The organism is Clostridium frigidicarnis (assembly GCF_900111985.1).
Lineage (GTDB): Bacteria > Bacillota > Clostridia > Clostridiales > Clostridiaceae > Clostridium_Z > Clostridium_Z frigidicarnis.
Window position 1 is genome coordinate 41,298 of the sequence record NZ_FOKI01000019.1, and the last position, 21,030, is coordinate 62,327.

General features: G+C 29.5%; 13 protein-coding genes. All 13 read left to right on the plus strand.

Features of this window, described 5'->3' with window-relative positions; all coding sequences use genetic code 11:
* The first annotated feature begins 40 nt into the window (after nucleotides 1-40).
* The gene (locus BM119_RS12040; RefSeq protein WP_090041789.1) at nucleotides 41-2,941 is read left to right on the plus strand and encodes a DNA topoisomerase IV subunit A; all 2,901 of its coding nucleotides are present in this window, start codon (nucleotides 41-43) and stop codon (nucleotides 2,939-2,941) included.
* A 20-nt stretch (nucleotides 2,942-2,961) separates the two neighbouring features.
* On the plus strand, nucleotides 2,962-3,522 hold the full coding sequence (locus BM119_RS12045) for a glycerol-3-phosphate responsive antiterminator (protein ID WP_090041790.1): 561 nt from the start codon (nucleotides 2,962-2,964) through the stop codon (nucleotides 3,520-3,522).
* A 12-nt stretch (nucleotides 3,523-3,534) separates the two neighbouring features.
* Nucleotides 3,535-4,077: a DJ-1 family glyoxalase III gene (locus BM119_RS12050; protein WP_090041792.1), complete on the plus strand. Its 543-nt coding sequence runs from the start codon at nucleotides 3,535-3,537 to the stop codon at nucleotides 4,075-4,077.
* Between the two features lie 251 nt (nucleotides 4,078-4,328).
* Nucleotides 4,329-5,531: a M16 family metallopeptidase gene (locus BM119_RS12055; protein ID WP_090041794.1), complete on the plus strand. Its 1,203-nt coding sequence runs from the start codon at nucleotides 4,329-4,331 to the stop codon at nucleotides 5,529-5,531.
* 13 nt (nucleotides 5,532-5,544) lie between these two features.
* Entirely contained in the window at nucleotides 5,545-7,299 is a 1,755-nt protein-coding gene (recJ, locus tag BM119_RS12060; protein WP_090041796.1) for a single-stranded-DNA-specific exonuclease RecJ, read from the plus strand.
* Nucleotides 7,300-7,584: 285 nt separating this feature from the next.
* On the plus strand, nucleotides 7,585-9,633 hold the full coding sequence (locus BM119_RS12065) for a PAS domain-containing sensor histidine kinase (RefSeq protein ID WP_090041798.1): 2,049 nt from the start codon (nucleotides 7,585-7,587) through the stop codon (nucleotides 9,631-9,633).
* Between the two features lie 378 nt (nucleotides 9,634-10,011).
* A complete protein-coding gene (locus tag BM119_RS12070; protein ID WP_177199410.1) occupies nucleotides 10,012-11,085 on the plus strand; it encodes an undecaprenyldiphospho-muramoylpentapeptide beta-N-acetylglucosaminyltransferase in 1,074 nt (357 codons plus the stop codon).
* Between the two features lie 143 nt (nucleotides 11,086-11,228).
* Nucleotides 11,229-12,608, plus strand: coding sequence for an MBL fold metallo-hydrolase RNA specificity domain-containing protein (locus BM119_RS12075; protein ID WP_090041799.1), 1,380 nt, complete (start codon nucleotides 11,229-11,231; stop codon nucleotides 12,606-12,608).
* Nucleotides 12,609-13,132: 524 nt separating this feature from the next.
* Entirely contained in the window at nucleotides 13,133-16,639 is a 3,507-nt protein-coding gene (gene nifJ / locus BM119_RS12080) for a pyruvate:ferredoxin (flavodoxin) oxidoreductase (RefSeq protein WP_090041800.1), read from the plus strand.
* A gap of 273 nt (nucleotides 16,640-16,912) precedes the next feature.
* A complete protein-coding gene (locus BM119_RS12085) occupies nucleotides 16,913-17,299 on the plus strand; it encodes a DUF1292 domain-containing protein (protein WP_090041801.1) in 387 nt (128 codons plus the stop codon).
* 203 nt (nucleotides 17,300-17,502) lie between these two features.
* Nucleotides 17,503-18,144, plus strand: a complete 642-nt coding sequence (locus BM119_RS12090) for an HAD-IB family hydrolase (RefSeq protein ID WP_090041803.1) — start codon at nucleotides 17,503-17,505, stop codon at nucleotides 18,142-18,144.
* A 10-nt stretch (nucleotides 18,145-18,154) separates the two neighbouring features.
* Nucleotides 18,155-18,973: an aminotransferase class IV gene (locus tag BM119_RS12095; protein ID WP_090041805.1), complete on the plus strand. Its 819-nt coding sequence runs from the start codon at nucleotides 18,155-18,157 to the stop codon at nucleotides 18,971-18,973.
* 80 nt (nucleotides 18,974-19,053) lie between these two features.
* Nucleotides 19,054-21,018: a flagellar assembly protein A gene (locus BM119_RS12100; protein WP_090041825.1), complete on the plus strand. Its 1,965-nt coding sequence runs from the start codon at nucleotides 19,054-19,056 to the stop codon at nucleotides 21,016-21,018.
* Nucleotides 21,019-21,030 lie beyond the last annotated feature (12 nt).

The window sequence follows — 21,030 nt, forward strand, 5'->3', positions numbered from 1 at the left end:
CCTTTGTTTTAAATTTTTTTATAGAATGGAGTAGAGCGTTATGGCTAAAAAGGATACTATTATCCCAAAAGATAATAACATTGTAGAAGTGCCACTAGAAGAAGCTATGCCAGAAAACTATCTTCCTTATGCAATAGAAGTTGCTAAGGACAGAGCACTTCCAGATGTAAGAGATGGATTAAAACCTGTACACAGGAGAATTTTATATGGAGCATATCTACTAAAGGCTTTTCCAGACAAACCATATTACAAATCAGCGAGAATAGTTGGAGATATACTAGGTAAATTTCATCCGCATGGTGACTCATCAGTATATGATTCTATGGTAATAATGGCTCAGGATTTCTCAACAAGAGCTCCTTTAATTGATGGTCACGGGAACTGGGGTTCAATAGATGGTGATAGTGCAGCAGCAATGCGTTACACTGAAGCAAGGCTTACAAAAGTTGCTTTAGAGATGATAAGAGATATAGATAAAGGTGTTGTAGAGATGGTTCCAAACTATTCTGATACAGAGATGGAACCTAAAGTATTACCAGCAAGATATCCCAATCTTTTAGTTAATGGAACATTTGGTATAGCAGTTGGTCTTGCAACTAATATACCACCTCATAATTTAGGAGAAGTAATAGATGGAACATTAGCATATATAGATAATGACGATATAACAACTCAAGAGCTTATGAGTTATATAAAAGGACCAGATCTTCCTACAGGTGGTATTCTTATAGGTAAAGAGTCTTTAAGAGGGGCATATGAAACAGGAGAAGGTAAGGTAACATTAAGAGCTAAAACATCTATAGAGAGGCTGGAAAGTGGAAGAGTTGGTATAGTAATTACTGAATTCCCATATAAAAAAAATAAAGCTAGACTTCTTCAAAATATATCAGAAATGACAGGAGATAAAAGACATTCTAAGCAATTAGAAGCAATTACCGATATAAGAGATGAGTCAGATAGAAATGGAATAAGGTCAGTAATAGAGCTTAAAAAGGCCGCTGATGAGGAAATTGCAGATAAAATACTTAAGTATTTATTTAAGAAAACGGATTTGCAATGTAATATAAGTTTTAATATGGTTGCATTAGCAGATGGAAAACCAGAGACTATGGGTTTAAAAACCATATTAGGATATTATATTAACCATCAAAAGGATGTAATAACAAGAAGATCAATAAGAGAACTTGAAATTGCAGAAAAAAGATTCCATATAGTTGAAGGTTTTATAAAAGCTATAGATGTTTTAGATGAAGTAATTGCAATAATAAGAGCATCGAAGTCTAAAAAACATGCAGGAGAAAATTTAAGAGAAAGATTTCAATTTACTGAAGTCCAAGCAGAAGCTATATTAGAACTTATGTTATATAGACTTACTGGACTTGAAATAAATGTTTTTGAAAAAGAATATAAAGAACTTGTAATAAAAATAAAGAAATTAAAGAAAATATTAAATGATGAAAAAGAATTATTAAGAGTAATAAAATCAGAACTCAAAGAGGTAAAAGAAAAACATAATGATGAGAGAAGAAGTAAGATTGTAGAAGATGATAGTGAAGCTAAAATAGATTTGGAAGAGTTAGTTGTTGTAGAAGATACAATGGTTACACTATCTAATGATGGTTTTATAAAAAGAGTTGCTGTCAAATATTATAATAGATTAAATTTAGAATTAAGTGATATAGAATATAGGGATGGAGATTATGGCAAATTCTTAATACCATCAAATACTAAAGATACATTTGTTATATTTACAGACAAAGGAAATATGTATCAGATAAAGGGCAATTCTATTCCAGAATATAAGTGGAAAGATAAAGGAGAACGTTTAGATGAGCTTATAAGAGGATTAGATTTAAATGAAGAATATATAGTTGCAGCATACTCATTTGGAGTATTTGATAGTAATAAAATGTTAGTGTTTATGACTTCAAAGGGTGTTATAAAGAGTACTGCATTAGATAAATTTGTATCTAATTACAGCAAATTAGTTGCATTGAAATTAAAAGATGGTGAAAAACTTATATTTGTTGACTTAAGGGCATTGGATGAATATGGGAAAAATTTAGAGGTAAATACTTCAAAAGGATTAAAGTTCACAGTGGTTGAACCTAAACTTGAGTGTAGCGAAAGAAACAATATAGGAATAACTTTATTTTCATTATGTAAAGATGATAATGTATTAGATGTAGAGATTAAGGAAGCATTTCCATTCTCAGATTTTATAGCTGGGATAAATGAAAAAGGTGATATAAAAGTATATAATAGAAATAAAAAAGATGCGTTTAAAAAAGCATCAGCAGATTCTTTAAGTGATTTGATTATCTTTAGTAATAAAGGAAATTGCTATAAAATACCTGGATTTATGGTTCAGAGTCTTATTGATACTAAATTAAATATAAGAGATTTAACAGAAGTATTAGATGATAAAGAAAAATTTATAGCTATACAAAGTACTAAGGATTATTCTAAGGATGTTGGAGTGTATATTTTCACAGCTAATGGATATATAAAGAAAACCAATTCTGAAGAATTAGGTGGACAATTTATAAGTCAGACTTATCATAAACTTAAAGATAATGATGAGGTTATAGATGTAACTATTGGGACTTTAAATAGTGGAGAAGCATTGATTATAACTAAGAATGCAGTGGCTATTAAATTCCAAGTAGATGGGCTAAATTCAATGAGCAAGAATGCATCAGGAGTTATAGGAATAAGCCTTAAGGATGATGATAAGGTTATATATGGAACAGTATTATCATATGATAAGGAAATTGCCATTAGTGGAAATGGAATATCAGTAAAAATTAACTTAACAAATGGAGAAAAGAAAACTATTAAGATAGAAGATATAAAACTTCAGAATAGGGCTGGAAGAGGAAATACTATAGTACCTATTTCTGCTAGTAATGATGTATTAAATGCAGGAATTTTAAAATAGTTTAGAGAGAATGGTGAATTATGGATATTAAAGAGATGCTAATAGAAAATCCAGTTATTGCAGCAATTACAAAGGATGAAGATTTAAAAAAAGTTCTTGAAAGTAATGTTTCAATTGTGTTTGTGCTATATGGGAATATTTTAAGTTTAAAGAATATATGCGAGACTTTAGAAGCTCATAATAAAATTGTTTTTGTACACATAGATTTAATAGATGGATTAAAAGGTGATCAAATGGGAATTAAATTTATCAAAGATAATGCAAAACCATTTGGTATAATATCTACAAAAGCCTCAAATATTAAGTATGCTAAGGCCCTTGGCTTATATACAATTCAAAGAGTATTTGTAGTGGACACATTATCTTTTGTTAAAGGCGTGAAAAATATAGAGGATAATAAACCTAATGCTATAGAAGTTATGCCAGGTATTGCTCCTAAAATCATAAGCAAGGTAAATGAAAGATTAAATTGTGAAATAATAGCAGGTGGACTAATAAGAACAAAGAGTGATGTAATAGAAGCATTAAGTCATGGAGCAATAGCAGTATCTACAACAAAATATGACTTATGGAGTCTTTAAGGAGGTATTTTCATGAAGAAGTTAATGGTTGTTTTAGCACCAGGATTTGAAGAAGTAGAAGCTTTAAGTGTAGTTGATGTATTAAGAAGAGCAAATGTAACATGTGATATGATTAGTATCGCCGGAGAATATGTTACGGGTTCACATAACATAATAATAAAAACAGACTTTCCAATTGATACAATTAATGAAGATAATTATTATGGATTGGTGCTTCCAGGAGGTATGCCGGGAGCAGAAAATCTAAAGAATAATGCACCTGTAATAGATATTATTAAAAAATTTTTTAGAGAAGAAAAGTTGATTTGTGCAATATGTGCGGCTCCCATGGTTTTAGGAGAGGCAGATGTTGTTAAAGATAAGGATATAACTTGTTATCCTGGTTTTGAACAGTATTTAAATGGTGCAAATATAAAGAATGAATTAGTTGTTACCAGTGGAAATATAATAACAGGAAAAGGACCAGCAGCGGCTTTTGATTTTGCATTTGCGATACTTGAGAGTCTTGGTTTAAAAGATGAAGTGGAAAATTTAAAATCTAGTATGATGTTTTAAATAAGAGGCAGTGCAATAGTTAAAAACTCATTGTACTGTCTTTTTTAATTAAATAGGAATTTATAGAGTTTTTCTTTGTGTAAGATGATGATAAAATCTAGGGATAGAGAGATTTTAAATTAGTGACAAGTTAAGGATGTCTTTCTTCACCCTGGTCACAAAAACTAATAAATTAAATTTTGATTTTAACATGGGGATAAAATAAAATATTATAATGTATGTAGAATGTAATATAGAAGAGGGGAATTAATATGGAAAAAATAATTTTGAAAAATGGGGTAACTTTACTTTATGAATATAGAGTTGGAGAAGTAACATCCTTTTGTATAGGATTTGATGCAGGTGCTTTAAGAGAAGATGGTTTTACTAAAGGGTGTGCTCATGGAGTTGAACACATGTTATTTAAAGGTATAGATGGGTGCAATGAAGATGAAATAAATAAAAAATTAGATGAACTGTTTGGATTTAATAATGCTATGACAAATTATCCTTATGTTGTATATTATGGTACATGTCTAAGTGAAGACATAAATGAAAGCTTTAATTTATATAGTAATATTTTATTGAAACCTACTTTCCCCAAAGAGGGTTTTAATGAGGAGAAGGAAATTATAATTCAAGAATGCAGAGAATGGAAAGAAGACTTAGAACAGCATATTGAGGATGAGTTGCTCTTTAATGCTTTTAATACTAGAAGAATTAAAGAAACAATAATAGGTGAGGAAAAATCATTAAATAAACTTGAAATAGATGAACTTAAAAAGTTTTACAAGAAATTTTATGTCCCAGGAAATGCGGTGATTTCATTTGTTACGTCATTAAACAAAGAAGAAATAGTGAATTTAGTGAATTCTTCATGGGGAGATTTAAATGATGAAACTAAAATTAGTAAGCTGGATTTTCATGATAACATTAATTGGGGAACTTATGAGAAAAAAGTTGAAGGGTTTAATGGTGTAAAATTATTATATGGATTTGATATAAGTTCTTTAGATGAAAGAGAATTAGAGGCTCTATACATTTTTAATATGTTTTTAGGAGATGGGGTTAGTTCTTTATTATTTTCAAAAGTAAGAACTGAAAAAGGTTTGGCATATGAAATAAATTCTAATATAAAGTATGAAAAGGGTATAAGTTTATTCACTATATATGGAAGTACATCTCAAGATAAAATAGACAATATGAAGGAAACCATAGAAGAAATCTTAATGAACATAAAGGATTATATAGAAAATAATTTACAAAATCTAAAAGTTTATAAGAAAAGGTTATTGATGAAAAGAGGAGTATTAGAAGAGAGCTCTATAAGAAGAGCGTTGGTCATAAGTACAAATGAAATAATGTTTAAAAAACAAATTCATGAAAAAGAAATAATAATGAGTATTACAAAAGAAGAAATAAAAGATATTGCATATAAAATATTTGAAAATAAAGTAATTCAAATATTAAAATAAGGAGAAGAAATTAATGGAAAAATGGTTAGTTAGAAATGTTAAGGCAGATTATAAATTTTATAGTGATGCATTGAAGGTAGATGAGGTAATTGTAAAACTTCTTTTAAATAGAGGTATAAAAGACTTAAATGAGGCAAGAGAATTTATCAATCCATCTATGGAGAATTTAAACCCTCCATATTTATTAAAGGACTTAGATAAGTCTGTTGAGATTATGAGATACTCTATAGAAAATAAAGAAAAAATACTCATTGTTGGGGATTATGATGTTGATGGAGTTATAAGCACATATATTCTTTATAGAACACTAAAGGATGTTGGAGCAAATGTAGGTTATCACATACCTCACAGGATAACTGAAGGATATGGAATTAATATAGATATAATAAATAGAGCTAAAGAAGAAAAAGTAGATTTAATAATAACTTGCGACAATGGGATAGCAGCAATAGAACAAATAAATCATGGTAAGAAACTAGGGATGAAGGTTATAGTTACAGATCATCACGATATCCCTTTTGTTGAAAATGATATGGGAAGAAAACTCGTTTATCCTAAAGCAGATGCAATAGTTAATCCAAAAAGAGATGATTGCAATTATCCATTTAAAAAGCTATGTGGGGCTGGAGTAGCTTTTAAATTTTGTCAATTTCTTTATGAAGTATTAGGATACAAAGAGGACAAATGGAAGGAACTTTTAGAATTTGTTGCTATAGCGACAGTGTGTGATGTTGTGGATTTAACAGGAGAAAATAGAACTATAGTTGCAAAGGGACTAGAGGGTATTAATAAGAGTACTAATTATGGATTAAATGCATTAAAAAATGTTACATCTCTTGAAGATAAGGAAATAGGAGCATATCATTTAGGTTTTGTTATTGGACCATGCATAAATGCAACAGGTAGACTAGAAACAGCAGAACTTTCCTTAAAGCTGTTGCTAAGTGATTCACATGAAGAGGCTATGTTATATGCCAACAAATTACATGATTTAAATAAGGAAAGACAAGATATGACTTCTTTAGGTGTTGAAAAGGCTATAGAACAAGTTGAAAAAGAATTTAAAGAAGAGAAAGTACTTTTATTATATTTACCAGATATACATGAAAGTATAGCAGGTATAATAGCAGGAAGAATAAGAGAAAAATACAATTCTCCAACTTTTGTCATAACCAATGCACATGATGGAGCAAAGGGGTCAGGACGTTCAATTGAGGAATATAATATGTTTGAAGAAATGCTAAAATGTAAGGATATTATGGATAAGTTTGGAGGGCATCCAATGGCAGCAGGAATGTCATTGAAAATAGAAAATATAGATAAATTAAGAATGGGTCTTAATGAAGTTTGCAAATTAAGTAAAGAGGATATGGTTCCTAAAATAACTATAGACATGGCCTTAAGACCAGAAGAAGTAAGTTTAGATCTTGCGAAAAATATAGAAATTTTAGAGCCATTTGGAAAATCAAATTCAAAGCCTTTATTTGGAGCAAAAAAAGTTAAAATACTTGGATTAAGTCTTATGGGAAAAAACAAAAATTTTTTAAAGTTAAAGTTAAAATATGGAGAAAACTTTATTGATGGGGTTATGTTTAATAAAGTTGAAGAATTTAAAGGTGATATAGAGAATAAGCATGGTAGTAGTTCGTTTGAACAATTGCTAAATGGGAACTTAACTATAGAATTTGACATAGTTTTTAATTTGGATGTGAATAGATTTAACAATAGAGAGTGTTTACAATTTGTTATTAAAAGTTTTAGGCTTTAGGCACATTCAAAAAAATAATAAGTCAGTGTGCTAGTTTATTAATAAATGACTCTTTGGTATAATAAAGTGTTTGAGATTTAATGGTGATTAATATATAAAATATAAAATATTTAATATATGGTTAAAAATGTAACATTAAATACCGTTTTAGAACCAAAAATGGTATAATTATTAAATAGATACTAGAATTAAATAGATTTTTGTATAAATATAAGGACATTAATATAAACTCATCATGGTATTTGAAGTACGCTATTAAAAATATTTTAAATAGGGGTAGGATTTATGAGTGGAGATAACTTGGCTAAATCAATTATTGAGACAATAAACTTTTCTGTTATTATAACAAATGAAAAAGGCACAATAATGGATGTAAATAATAGTACATGCAGATATTTTGATACAGATAGGGATGAGGCACTGGGGAAAGATTTTTCTATATTTCTTACAGAAGTAGGACTTACTATGGAAAATGGGGAGAGTCTTATAGAAGAATACGGATTTTTACATGAGGAATTAGATAAAGATATTTTAATTTTAAAAAGAGTAGTTAATGGATATGAGGAAAATTTATATAAAATGAAAATACTTCCTTTGAAAGAAAATTGCAAGGGATTTTTAGTTTATATTACAGACGTTACAGATACATATTCTAGCAGTTATAAGTTAAATGAAGCAAGAGAAAAATATGAAAAAATGTTTGTTGAGTTAAAATCAAAAACTCATATAATAGATGTCTTGAAATCTAGAGAAAAGCAACATTTACTTCATTTAACACATGTAATAAAGAACATATCAGAAGGTCTTTGGGTTTTAGATTCTAATTGCAATGTTATATTTCATAACAAAGCTTTTTATGAAATTATGGGTGTAACTCCTATGGAGGTTAGAAATCTTAATAGGTTTTATGAAGATTATGTTTTAAGAGACAAATATGGTGAAAACGTAACGATAGAACAGTATTTAAATATTTATGTTAAAAAATATGTTCAACTAAAGAATTATGTTTTTGAAAGAATTAATAAAATGACAGGTGAAGTTAAGTATGTAGAAATAAATTCTACACCAGTATTTGATTGGGATAGAAATATGATATATACAATAACAACAATTAAAGATATAACATATATGAAGTTACATGAAAAAGAATTAGAGGATAAAACTAGATTTGTAAAAAATGTTATAAATACTCTAGATATACCAGTAGCTGTTATGGAATATCCATCTTTAAATATTATTTTGTATAATAGAACATTTGAAAAAGTAGTTAGTTTAATGGAAAGAGACACACCATTAAAGGTTTCTATAAAAAACGCAAGCATACTAGATTTAATTGGGGAACATGAAAAAGATGATGTTATTGAAATAATAAATAAATGTATAAAATATGAAAAGGAATATATAGTAAATACATATAAGGCAAGATATGCAGATGGTGATGAAAGAATATATAAAATAAAATTTAGACCATATTTAAGTGTTAGTGATGAGGTAACAAGAGTTCATTTACACGCACTAGATATAACTGAAGAAGTAAGACATAATGAGGAGCTTGAGAGAGTAAATTTATTAAAAGATGAGTTCTTTACACTAACTTCACATGAATTAAGAACTCCATTAAATATAATTTCTTCATCATTACAATTAGCTAATAGTATATATGCTAAAGAAATAACACCTAATATGGCTAAAATCATATCAAGGATAAGCCAAAATTGTGGAAGGTTATTAAAGCTTATAAATAATATATTAGACTTATCTAAGGCGGAAGCTGGATTTATAACTTTAAATAATAGTAAATTTGAATTAATAAGTACAACAGAGGAAATAGTTACATTAACAAATTCTTATGCTACAGCTAAGGGTTTAAACTTAATTTTTGATACAAATGAGGAAGAAATTTTTGTTTGTTTAGATAAAGATAAATATGAGAAAATATTACTTAATCTTTTATCTAATGCTGTAAAGTTTACTCCAGAAGGTAAAAATATATTTGTTGATTTACATATTAATGAGAATATTATAAGCCTAACGGTCAGGGATGAGGGAATAGGTATACCTAAGGAGAAAATAAATTATATATTTGATAAGTTTGCACAAATAAATTCAAGTCTTTCAAGAAGAGCAGAAGGAACAGGTCTTGGACTATCACTTGTTAAAAGCTTAGTAGATTTAATGGGTGGAACGATTAGTGTAAACAGTAAGGAAAATAAAGGAAGTGAATTTGTCATAGAATTTAAAACTGAAGATACAATAACAGATTGTATAGAAAGTGATGATTCATTGACAGGCGTTAAGGATAAAATAAAAATAGAGTTTTCTGACTTATCTTAGACATATTATTTTTTTTTAGAGGACTTAGGCACATTCAAAAAAATAACAAGTTATTATGCGTTATTTTCATTCATGTGTCTTAAGTATTTAAATAAAAGGATATTTTGTTTAAATTACTGTAACAAAAAAAAGTTTTCTATTATAATATAATATTGTATAAATTTAAGAAGTTACAAGTTGCAAGTGACAAGTTACAAGTGACAAGTGGCAAGAGTTACAAGTTACAAGTTACAAGTGATAAGTTAAGGATGAAATCTTCGTGGGAAAATTTCTAAAGTGGAAAAAATTTTAGAAAACCTTAGGTTTTCAACCATGACTTGTCATTTGTCACTATAAACTTGTCACTTTAAAGTATTGTTTAACAAAGGAGATGGTATTTTGAACCAGTATAAGATTATGATGACTGGGGGCGGATCAGCAGGTCATGTTACTCCAAACCTAGCATTAATACCTAGATTAAAATCATCAGGATATGAGGTTAAATACATAGGAAGTAAGGATGGAATAGAAAAAGAAATAGTAGAAAAAGAAGAAATACCTTATTATGGAATATCCAGTGGTAAACTTAGAAGATATTTTGATGTGAAAAACTTTACTGATCCATTTAAAGTAATAAAAGGACTTGGAGATGCTTATAAGATTTTAAAAAAAGAAAAGCCAAATATAGTATTTTCTAAAGGTGGATTTGTTACAGTGCCAGTAGTTTTTGCTGCATATTTAAATAAAATTCCTGTAGTATGCCATGAGTCAGATATAACACCAGGTCTTGCAAATAAGTTAAGTACACCATTTGCTACAAAGCTTTGTGTTACTTTTCCAGAGTCATTAAGTGTCATAAAAGAAAATAAAGGGGTTTTGACTGGAACACCTATAAGAGAAGAATTGTTTTTTGGAAATAGAGATAAGGGGCTTCAGATATGTAAGCTTAATAAAGATAAACCAGTTATATTTATAATGGGAGGTAGTCTTGGTTCTAAATTTATAAACGACACTGTAAGAGAGAGCCTAGATAACATTTTAGAGAGTTTCTATGTTGTCCACATATGTGGTAAGGGTCATATTGATGAGCAATTAAAAAATAAAAAAGGATATGTTCAATTTGAATATATAACTAATGATCTAACACATGTTATGAATGCAGCGGATATTGTTGTATCTAGAGCAGGGGCAAATTCTATATATGAATTTTTAGCACTAAAAAAACCAAATCTTTTAATACCTCTATCAAGAAAGTCAAGTAGAGGAGATCAAATTTTAAATGCTAGATCATTTGAAAAAAGTGGGTATAGCATGGTAATAGAAGAAGAAGATTTAAACAAAGATATATTTAAAAGTAAAGTAAATGAATTATATGAAAATAGAAAAAAATATATAGATGCTATGGAAAAAAGTCCAATAAAAAATGGACTTGATAGAATAATAGAAGTTATATCTAATAGTACAAAAAAATAAATCCACAATGTGAGTTGATATATAGATTTTAGCACATACTATAATTCAGTTGGTGTTCTTTCTATCATCTGAATGTTAGATGAGTTAACAGATGGTAGTCATGGGATAAAAACAAATTATCAGCTCTGTAGGAGGATGAAGATATGCTATTAGAATTTTATGGAGGAGCTGGTTGTGTAACCGGCTCCTGTCATATTTTAAAGGTAAATAATACTAATATATTATTAGATTGTGGAATGTTTCAAGGTAAGGATGGACATAAAGGAGAAAATTTTAATTTTCCATTTGAACCTAGAAAAATAGACTATGTCATATTATCACATGGACATATAGACCATAGTGGGAGAATTCCGTATTTGTACAAAATGGGATTTGAAGGAAAAGTTGTTGCAACAAATGCAACTAAAGAGTTGTGTGAAGTAATGCTTAAGGATTCAGGGAATATACAGGAAATGGAATGTGAACACAAAAACAAGTATAGAAGGGAAAAAGGAGAAGAAGAATTAGAACCCTTATACACATTGAAAGATGCAGAAAATTCAATGAAGTTATTTTATGGATATGATTACAATAAAGAAATACAATTAAATAAAAGTATAAAAATAAAATTTAGAGATGCAGGTCATTTGCTGGGATCCGCAATAACAGAACTATTTATAAATGATAATGGAGAAGAAAAGAAGATTGTATATAGTGGAGATTTAGGGAATAAATCAAGACCTATAATAAAGGATCCATCAACAGTATACAATGGGGATTATGTAATAATGGAAAGCACATATGGGGATGAGAACCATAAAGAAGGCAATTACTTTGTAGAATTAATAGAAATAATAAAAGAAACTATTAATAAAAAAGGAAATGTTATAATACCATGCTTTTCAATAGGAAGGACTCAGGAAATATTATATATATTAAATGGTTATGTTGAAAAAGGCGAAATAAAGTGTAAGGTCTTTGTTGATAGTCCTTTAGCAAAAGAAGCTACAGAGGTTTTTAAAAATAATGAATTTGTATTTGATGAAGAAGCAAAGAAACTTTTAAATCTAGGAGATGACCCACTTGACTTCAAAAACTTAAGTTTTACAAAAAATGTGGAGGATTCAAAATGTATTAATTCACATAAGGATTCATGCATAATAATATCTTCTAGTGGTATGTGTGATGCAGGACGTATAAAATATCATATTTTAAATAATATAGAAGATGAAAAAAATTCTATAATCTTTGTAGGATATCAATGTAATGGTACATTAGGAAGAAAGATACTTAATAAAGATAAAGAGGTAAAAATTCTTGGGAAGATCAAGAGTGTTAATGCAAAAGTATATAATATCAATGGACTCTCAGGTCATGCAGATAAAAAAGGAATTTTGTCATGGATTGATGGATTTGAGGGAAATCCTAAAAAAATTATTTTAGTCCACGGAGAAGACAAAGTAAGAGAGAAATTAGCTCAAACACTGGAAAATAAGGGTTATAATGTTATTAAACCGTTCCCAGGTGATAAAATTACATTATGAAAAAGAGCGAAAAGGTGCATAAAAGAGATAAATAAGGAGGACAATACATATTTATAAAATATACTGCTATATGCAAATTGAAAAAAGTTAGATAGTAGTATATAATTGGAATTAAATCATAAAGTAGATAAAAATTACTGCATAATATAATATAATGTAACTAAGTAATTAATATTTGCTTGTGATAACATTAGTTTTAATAATGTTATAAAAATTTTCACTTATAAATAACATATTATATAGTTAATAAATATAATACTGAATTTTTATCAAAATACAAAGGTATATTATTAAATTTTTCTAAAGTTAGAAAAATGAAATAATATTTAGTAATTAAAATTCAAAAATTCATATGTTATTATATGTGTGAGGGTTAATAAATTACTTATGACATACTAAAGCTTTGATAACCTATATTTTAAGTGGTTAAAGTTTTAGCAATGGGTATAAAATACATAAAATGCCTTGCGGTCAAAGTATTTAATCTTAATAAATTTTAAGAATCGAAAGAGAGGTCAGTAGTAATGAGAAAAATGAAAACTATGGATGGTAATACTGCAGCAGCTCACGTATCTTATGCATTTACAGAAGTTACTGCAATATATCCAATTACACCATCATCACCAATGGCAGAACATGTAGATGAATGGGTAGCACAAGGAAGAAAGAACATATTCGGACAGCCTGTAAGAGTTATGGAAATGCAATCAGAGGCAGGAGCAGCTGGTGCAGTTCATGGTTCATTACAAGCTGGAGCTTTAACAACTACTTATACAGCTTCACAAGGTTTATTATTAATGATACCAAATATGTATAAAATTGCTGGTGAAATGTTACCATGCGTATTCCATGTATCAGCTAGAGCATTAGCTACATCTTCTCTAAATATATTTGGAGATCACCAAGACGTTATGGCAGCAAGACAAACTGGTTTTGCAATGCTTGCAGAAGGATCAGTTCAAGAAGTTATGGATTTATCAGCAGTAGCTCATTTAACTGCTATTAAATCAAGAATTCCATTCTGTAATTTCTTTGATGGATTCAGAACTTCTCATGAAATTCAAAAAATTGAAGTTTTAGAGTATGATGAATTAGCAAAATTAACTGATTGGGATTCAATTAAAGCTTTCAGACAAAGAGCTTTAAATCCAGATCATCCTGTAACAAGAGGAACTGCTCAAAATGCAGATATATATTTCCAAGAAAGAGAATCAGTTAATAGGTTCTATGATGAGCTTCCAGAAACAGTTGAAAGCTACATGGCTGAAATCACTAAGTTAACTGGTAGAGAATATCACTGTTTCGATTACTATGGTGCACCAGATGCAGATAGAGTAATCATAGCTATGGGTTCAGCTACTGACGTATGTGAAGAAACTATAGATTACTTAAATGCTAACGGACAAAAAGTTGGTGTTGTTAAAGTAAGATTATTCAGACCATTCTCAAATGAAAGATTATTAGCTGCTATTCCAAAGACAGCTAAGAAAATTGCTGTTTTAGATAGAACTAAAGAACCAGGTTCTGCTGGAGAACCATTATACTTAGATGTAAGAAATGCTTTCTTCGGAAAAGAAAATGCACCACTTGTTATTGGTGGTAGATTTGGTTTAGGATCAAAAGATCCAAATCCAGGACATATTGCTGCGGTTTATGCAAACTTAGCACAAGATGCACCAAAGAACGGATTTACATTAGGAATTAATGATGACGTTACAAATACTTCATTAGAAGTTACTGAAGATATAGATGCTACTCCAGAAGGAACTACAGCTTGTAAGTTCTGGGGATTAGGATCAGATGGTACTGTTGGAGCAAACAAGAGCGCAATCAAGATTATAGGAGACCATACAAACATGTATGCTCAAGGATACTTCTTCTATGATTCAAAGAAATCAGGTGGTATAACAGTATCTCACTTAAGATTTGGTAAGAAAGCAATTAAGTCACCATACTTAATAAACAAAGCAGATTTCGTTTCTTGCTCTAACCAATCTTACGTTCATAAGTATAATGTACTTGATGGATTAAAACCAGGTGCTACTTTCTTATTAAATACTATCTGGACTCCAGAAGAGTTAGAAGAAAAATTACCAGCTGACTATAAGAGATTTTTAGCTAACAATAATATTAAGTTCTATACTTTAAATGCTGTAGCTATAGCTCAAGAAATCGGTCTTGGTGGAAGAATCAACATGATAATGCAATCAGCTTTCTTCAAGTTAGCTAAAATTATCCCAGTTGAAGATGCTATTAACTACTTAAAACAAGCAGTTGTAACTTCTTATGGTAAGAAGGGTGAAAAAGTTGTTAACATGAACAACGCAGCTATAGATAAGGGCGTTGAATCTATTGTTGAAATTAAGATCCCAGAAGCTTGGAAGACAGCAGAAGATGCTAAAGTAGCTGATACTAAGAAAAAATCAGATTTTGTTAAGAATATAGTTATCCCAATGAACAGACAAGAAGGAGATGCTCTTCCAGTTTCAACATTTGTAGGAATGGAAGATGGTACATTTGAAGCAGGTACTGCAGCTTTCGAAAAGAGAGGAATAGCTGTAAATGTTCCAGAATGGCAACCAGATAAATGTATTCAATGTAACCAATGTTCATACGTTTGTCCTCATGCAACTATAAGACCATTCCTATTGAATGAAGCAGAGAAAAACAATGCTCCAGAAGGAATGAAGATAGTGGCAGCTAAAGGAATAAAATCAGAAGAACCAGTATTCTTCACAATGGGAATAGCTCCTTTAGATTGTACAGGCTGCGGAAACTGTGCTCAGGTCTGTCCAGCACCAGAAAAAGCATTAATAATGAAACCTCAAGAAACTCAACATTGTGAGATTGCAAACTGGGATTATGCAATAGAAGAAGTTTCAGCAAAAGCTAATCCAATGAACAAGAACACAGTTAAGGGTAGCCAATTTGAGCAACCATTACTTGAGTTCTCAGGAGCTTGTGCAGGTTGTGGAGAAACTCCATATGCTAGACTTATAACTCAATTATTCGGAGATAGAATGATGATCGCTAATGCAACAGGATGTTCATCAATCTGGGGTGGATCAGCACCTTCAACTCCATATACAACTAACAAACAAGGACACGGTCCAGCTTGGGCTAACTCATTATTTGAAGATAATGCTGAATATGGATTAGGTATGTTCTTAGGTGTTAAATCTATGAGACAAAGAATAGCTCATAAAGCTGAAGAAGCTATAAAAGCTGGAGATTCTGCAAGTGCAGAATTACAAGATTGGTTAGACAATGTTGATGAAAGTGCTAGCACTAGAGAAAGAGCTGCTAAATTAGTAGAAGCTTTAGAAAAATCAGGTAGCGATATAGCTAAATCTATCTTAGAAGATAAAGAATACTTTGTTAAGAGATCTCAATGGATCTTCGGTGGAGACGGATGGGCATACGACATCGGATATGGTGGAGTTGACCACGTACTAGCATCTGGAGAAGACGTAAATATATTTGTATTTGATACAGAAGTTTACTCAAACACAGGTGGTCAATCTTCTAAATCTACACCAACATCTGCAATAGCTAAATTTGCAGCATCAGGTAAGAGAACTAAGAAGAAAGACTTAGGAATGATGGCTATGAGCTATGGTTATGTATATGTTGCTCAGATATCAATGGGAGCAGATAAGAACCAAACTCTTAAAGCTATAGCAGAAGCAGAAGCTTACCCAGGACCATCATTAATAATAGCTTATGCTCCATGTATAAACCATGGATTAAAAGTTGGAATGGGTAATACTCAATTAGAATCTAAGAAAGCTGTTGAGTGTGGATATTGGGGTCTTTACAGATTCAACCCACAATCAAAAGAGCAAGGAAAGAATCCATTTGTATTAGATTCTAAAGAGCCAACAGCATCATTTAGAGAATTCTTAATGGGCGAAGTAAGATATGCTTCACTTGCTAAGGCATTCCCAGATGTAGCAGAAGAATTATATGCTAAAACTGAGAAAGATGCTATGGAAAGATTACAAGGATACAAGAAATTAGCTCAACAATAATATAAAATAAAAAGCTAGCTGTTTTGGCTAGCTTTTTTTTATACATAATTATATAATTATGTATAGACTAAAATAATTCTTTGAAGTTAGAGACTTTTAAACAAATATTATAAAAAAGTCTTATGTTTTTAAATTATTCCTAAAAAAAGAAAAAAATATTATTTATTTTCAATAAACATCTTTTAATATTCACGAAATAAGGGTAAAATTGAATGGTATATATAAAATAGGAAGGAGGAGGCTAGAAAGAAAGATTTTCTAGCTGAATGCGATATGAATAAAGAGGACTTAAAGAATTGTGGATGCGGTTGTGGAGAAGAACATAGCTCTTGCGGATGCAATGAAGAAAAAAATTCATGTGGATGTGGTTGTGGAGATCATAACGAAGAAAAAAGTTCATGTGGATGTGGTTGTGAAGAACATGAGCACGAAAGCTTTATAGTTGACTTAGAAGATGAAAATGGTAATATAATCCCATGTGAGGTTGTTGATGCTTTTGAATATAAAGAAACTGACTATGTTCTAGTTCAAAACCCAGAAGATGGATCTTATTATTTATTTAAATCTCTAGGAGAAGAAGGCGAATTAGTAGTACCAGATGATGAAGAATTTGAAGAAGTATCTGCTTATTACGAAACAATGTTAGAGAACGAAGAATAATATTAATAAAAGAGAGTTACTACTATACTATAGTGGTAGCTCTTTTTCTTCATATCTAGTAAAGTATAGAAATTTTAAAAATTGACAACTTTAATTAGTGACAAGTTGCAAGAGTGAAAAGTTAAGGATCAAATCTCTAACTTGTCATTATAAACTTATCACTTAAAAGTGGTGGAGCCACTTTTTATTTAGGAGGAATTAATATGGAAAAATTAGCAATATTTGATGTTGACTATACATTAACTAAAAGAGAAACTTTAAGGCAATTATTTTACTTCATAATTAAAAAGAAACCGCAAAACATAATATATTTACCAAGAGCTATATTTTCAGGGCTATTTTTTGTTTTGGGAATATATGATGAAAAAAACACAAAAGAATCATTTTTAAAATTCATAGATGGTTTAGATGAAAAAGATATGAGAAACTTAGTTAAAGAATTTTATGAAGAAAAATTAAGTAAAATTTTGTATGAAGATGGTATAAATATGATTAGAAAGCTAAAAAAACAAGGCTGTAAAATTTATTTAATATCAGCATCACCAGAATTTTATTTGAATGAACTTTATGCAATTGAGGAAGTAGATAAAATAATAGGAAGCAAGTTTTTAGTTCAAGAGGGAAAACATAGGTCACAAATGCATGGAAATAATTGCAAAGGTGAAGAAAAAGTAAAAAGACTAAAAGAAGAACTTAAAAAAGATAATATAGAAGTTGATTTTGAAAATTCATATATGTTTTCAGATTCGCTTTCAGATTTACCTTTATTAAATTTAGTAGGAAAACCATATCTTATAAATTATAAAAAAAATCATGATTCAATAGAAATTTTAAAATGGAAGTAGGGATATTAAAATGGAAAAAAATATTAACAAGTATTATGTGATTAATGGTAATGTTGAAAATTCAAGGAATTTTTCTGAAGAAAAGGTAATAGGAAAAACAAATATTTATGAGGTTATTAGAATCATAGATGGTGTTCCACTATTTTTAGAGGCACATCTAAAGAGGATGAAAAAAACATTTGAACTTATGAATATAAGTGACAAATTAAATATAGACAGTATAAAAAACACAATAGATAAGCTTTTGATAAGCAATGACAAAGCAATAGGGAATATAAAACTTATTTATGCTTTAGAAAAAAACACACTGAGTGCATATTATATAAAACATGTATATCCTAATGAAAAACTATATAGGGAAGGGGTAAAAACAATATTATTTTATGGCGAAAGAAAAAATCCTAATGCAAAAATTATAGATAATAATTTTAGAGAAAAAGTTAATAAGGATATAAAAGAAAATGAGGCTTATGAAGCTATTCTTGTTGATAATAAAGGGCAAATAACAGAAGGAAGTAGATCAAATATTTTTATGATTAAAGATGACTATGTTATAACCTCTCCAGTTGAATCAGTTCTTCAAGGGGTTACAAGAGGAGAAATTATAAGTGTATGTAATAAATTAAATATACAAGTAAAAGAAGAATATTTAAAAGATAGTGATTTGAAAAATATTGATGGATTATTTATATCGGGAACATCTCCAAAGGTACTCCCTATAAGTAAAATTAATGACTATGAATACAAATCAAATTCTAATAATATAATTTTATCAATTATGAAAGCGTATAACTGTGAAGTTGAGGAATATACAAGGGATAGAAAGTAAAAATGCTATAAGGTGAATGAATTTGTTAAAATTTATGGTATAATTAATCTAAATATATATCGGAGTAAGGGGTGCATTCTATGAACGAAAACATATTTCATGGAAGAAGTTTAGAAGAGTGTATAAGTAATGCTTGTAACAGTTTAAATATATCTTCTGACAATATAAATTATGAAATTATTGAAAAAAGAGGAATTTTGAAGAAAAGTATAACAATTAAAGTTTTAAATGAGGTTAAAGAGGAATTGAATAGGGAGATTAAATTAGAAAGTTGTAAAGAAGATACAAAAGTAAAGGAAGACTCTAAAGAAAATTCTTTAGATGGTTTTTTAGAAATAAAAGATGGTAAGTTAAGGATAGAGGATCCTAAAGATGGAGGAAATCCAGCAAGTTTATTAATACCTCCTAATTTAGATATTACTGTAAATGGAGAATCAAGTAAAGGGATCATAAAAGTTACCAGTGAAAGCCAGGTAAAAGTCAATTTCCCAAAAGAAACAGCAAAAAGAAACTTAAATATAACAGTATCAGAAAATGATATGAAAGCTTATATATCTATAAGTTATTCACCAGAACATGTTTATGGTCTTAAGGATTGTGAAAAAAATAATAAAATAATGATAGGTACAGAAGTAAAAAAACTTGAATATCCACCTAAATTTAATAAAGAAGAAATAATTAAAGAATTAGACAAGGCATCTATAAAATATGGAGTTATAGAGGGTGCTTTCAATGATGACGATTTATCTAAAGATAAGGAGTATATCCTTATAGCTCAAGGGGTAAAACCTATAGATGATGAGGAAGATTCAATACAAATTAAGTTCAATATAGATAAGAAAAAGTTTAAAGAGGATGAAAGAGGAAATGTAGACTATAAAAATATAGGTGCTGTAGATATGGTTGAAAAGGGAGCCCTTATTGGGGAACTTATTCAAGGAAAAGTGGGTAAAGACGGAAAAACTGTTAAAGGAAAGGTTCTTCCATGTAAAAAGCGTAAAAAGGTAATTTTTAAGGCTGGAAATGGGTGTGAACAAGTAGGAAATTTAATATACAGTACAACTAATGGTAAACCTGCTTTTAAGGGTGGAATATTTCAGGTAAACCCAGTCTATGAAGTTAATGAAAGTGTAGATATAGCAATGGGAAATATTGAGTATTCAGGGGATGTATATATAAATGGAGAAGTTAAAGATGGAATGGAAATAAAAGTAGGTGGTAATTTGAAAATATCACAAAATACCACATATGCACATGTTTTAGCTGAAGGAAATATTGAAATTGAAGGAAATGTTATATCATCTCAGGTATATGCAGGTGGAGAAAATAACTCCATATTAAGCTATGTAAAACTTATACAAGCTTTAAAAGAACAACTTCAAGGATTACTAGATTCTATGGTTGAAGTTAAGAAGTTTGGAATAGTAAAGGAAAACAATAAAGATGGAGAAGTAATAAAGGCATTAATTGAAAGTAAATTTAAAAAACTTCCAAGATTGTGTGTGGAGTTAATTAAGAATGAATATATAAGTGATGAACTTAAAACATTAATGATAACAAAGCTTATGTATTTGGCACCATTAAATATAAAGCATTTTAATGAACTAGACGATATAATAAAATGCATAACTTTAGACATTGAAGAGTATAGTGGCAAGATAGCAATACCTTCATATGTAACTATTGATTACTGTCAAGATAGTACAGTAAGAAGTACTGGAGACGTGTATATAGTTGGTAAAGGGCAGTATGTAAGCGACATATCATGTAATGGGATAGTTGAATTTAAAAGAGAAGATGCTATTTCAAGAGGCGGGGATATTACTGCAAAATACGAAATAAGAGCTCAAGAGGTTGGTAGTGTAGCTGGAGTAAGTACAAGACTTAAGGTTGAAAAAGATGGTCATATATATGCTAAGAAAGCTTATGGAAATACTACATTTGTTATAGGCAATAAGGAACATACTTTAGATTGTGAAAGTAATAATGTTCATGTATATATGGATTCATTTGGAGAGGTAGTAGTAGATAGACTTAAAGCATAGGAGGGGGTAATT

Coding starts and splice junctions, on each gene's coding strand:
- BM119_RS12040 (WP_090041789.1), top strand. CDS start 41: ATGGCTAAAAAGGATACTATTATCCCAAAAGATAATAACATTGTAGAA.
- BM119_RS12045 (WP_090041790.1), top strand. CDS start 2,962: ATGGATATTAAAGAGATGCTAATAGAAAATCCAGTTATTGCAGCAATT.
- BM119_RS12050 (WP_090041792.1), top strand. CDS start 3,535: ATGAAGAAGTTAATGGTTGTTTTAGCACCAGGATTTGAAGAAGTAGAA.
- BM119_RS12055 (WP_090041794.1), top strand. CDS start 4,329: ATGGAAAAAATAATTTTGAAAAATGGGGTAACTTTACTTTATGAATAT.
- recJ (WP_090041796.1), top strand. CDS start 5,545: ATGGAAAAATGGTTAGTTAGAAATGTTAAGGCAGATTATAAATTTTAT.
- BM119_RS12065 (WP_090041798.1), top strand. CDS start 7,585: ATGAGTGGAGATAACTTGGCTAAATCAATTATTGAGACAATAAACTTT.
- BM119_RS12075 (WP_090041799.1), top strand. CDS start 11,229: ATGCTATTAGAATTTTATGGAGGAGCTGGTTGTGTAACCGGCTCCTGT.
- nifJ (WP_090041800.1), top strand. CDS start 13,133: ATGAGAAAAATGAAAACTATGGATGGTAATACTGCAGCAGCTCACGTA.
- BM119_RS12085 (WP_090041801.1), top strand. CDS start 16,913: ATGAATAAAGAGGACTTAAAGAATTGTGGATGCGGTTGTGGAGAAGAA.
- BM119_RS12090 (WP_090041803.1), top strand. CDS start 17,503: ATGGAAAAATTAGCAATATTTGATGTTGACTATACATTAACTAAAAGA.
- BM119_RS12095 (WP_090041805.1), top strand. CDS start 18,155: ATGGAAAAAAATATTAACAAGTATTATGTGATTAATGGTAATGTTGAA.
- BM119_RS12100 (WP_090041825.1), top strand. CDS start 19,054: ATGAACGAAAACATATTTCATGGAAGAAGTTTAGAAGAGTGTATAAGT.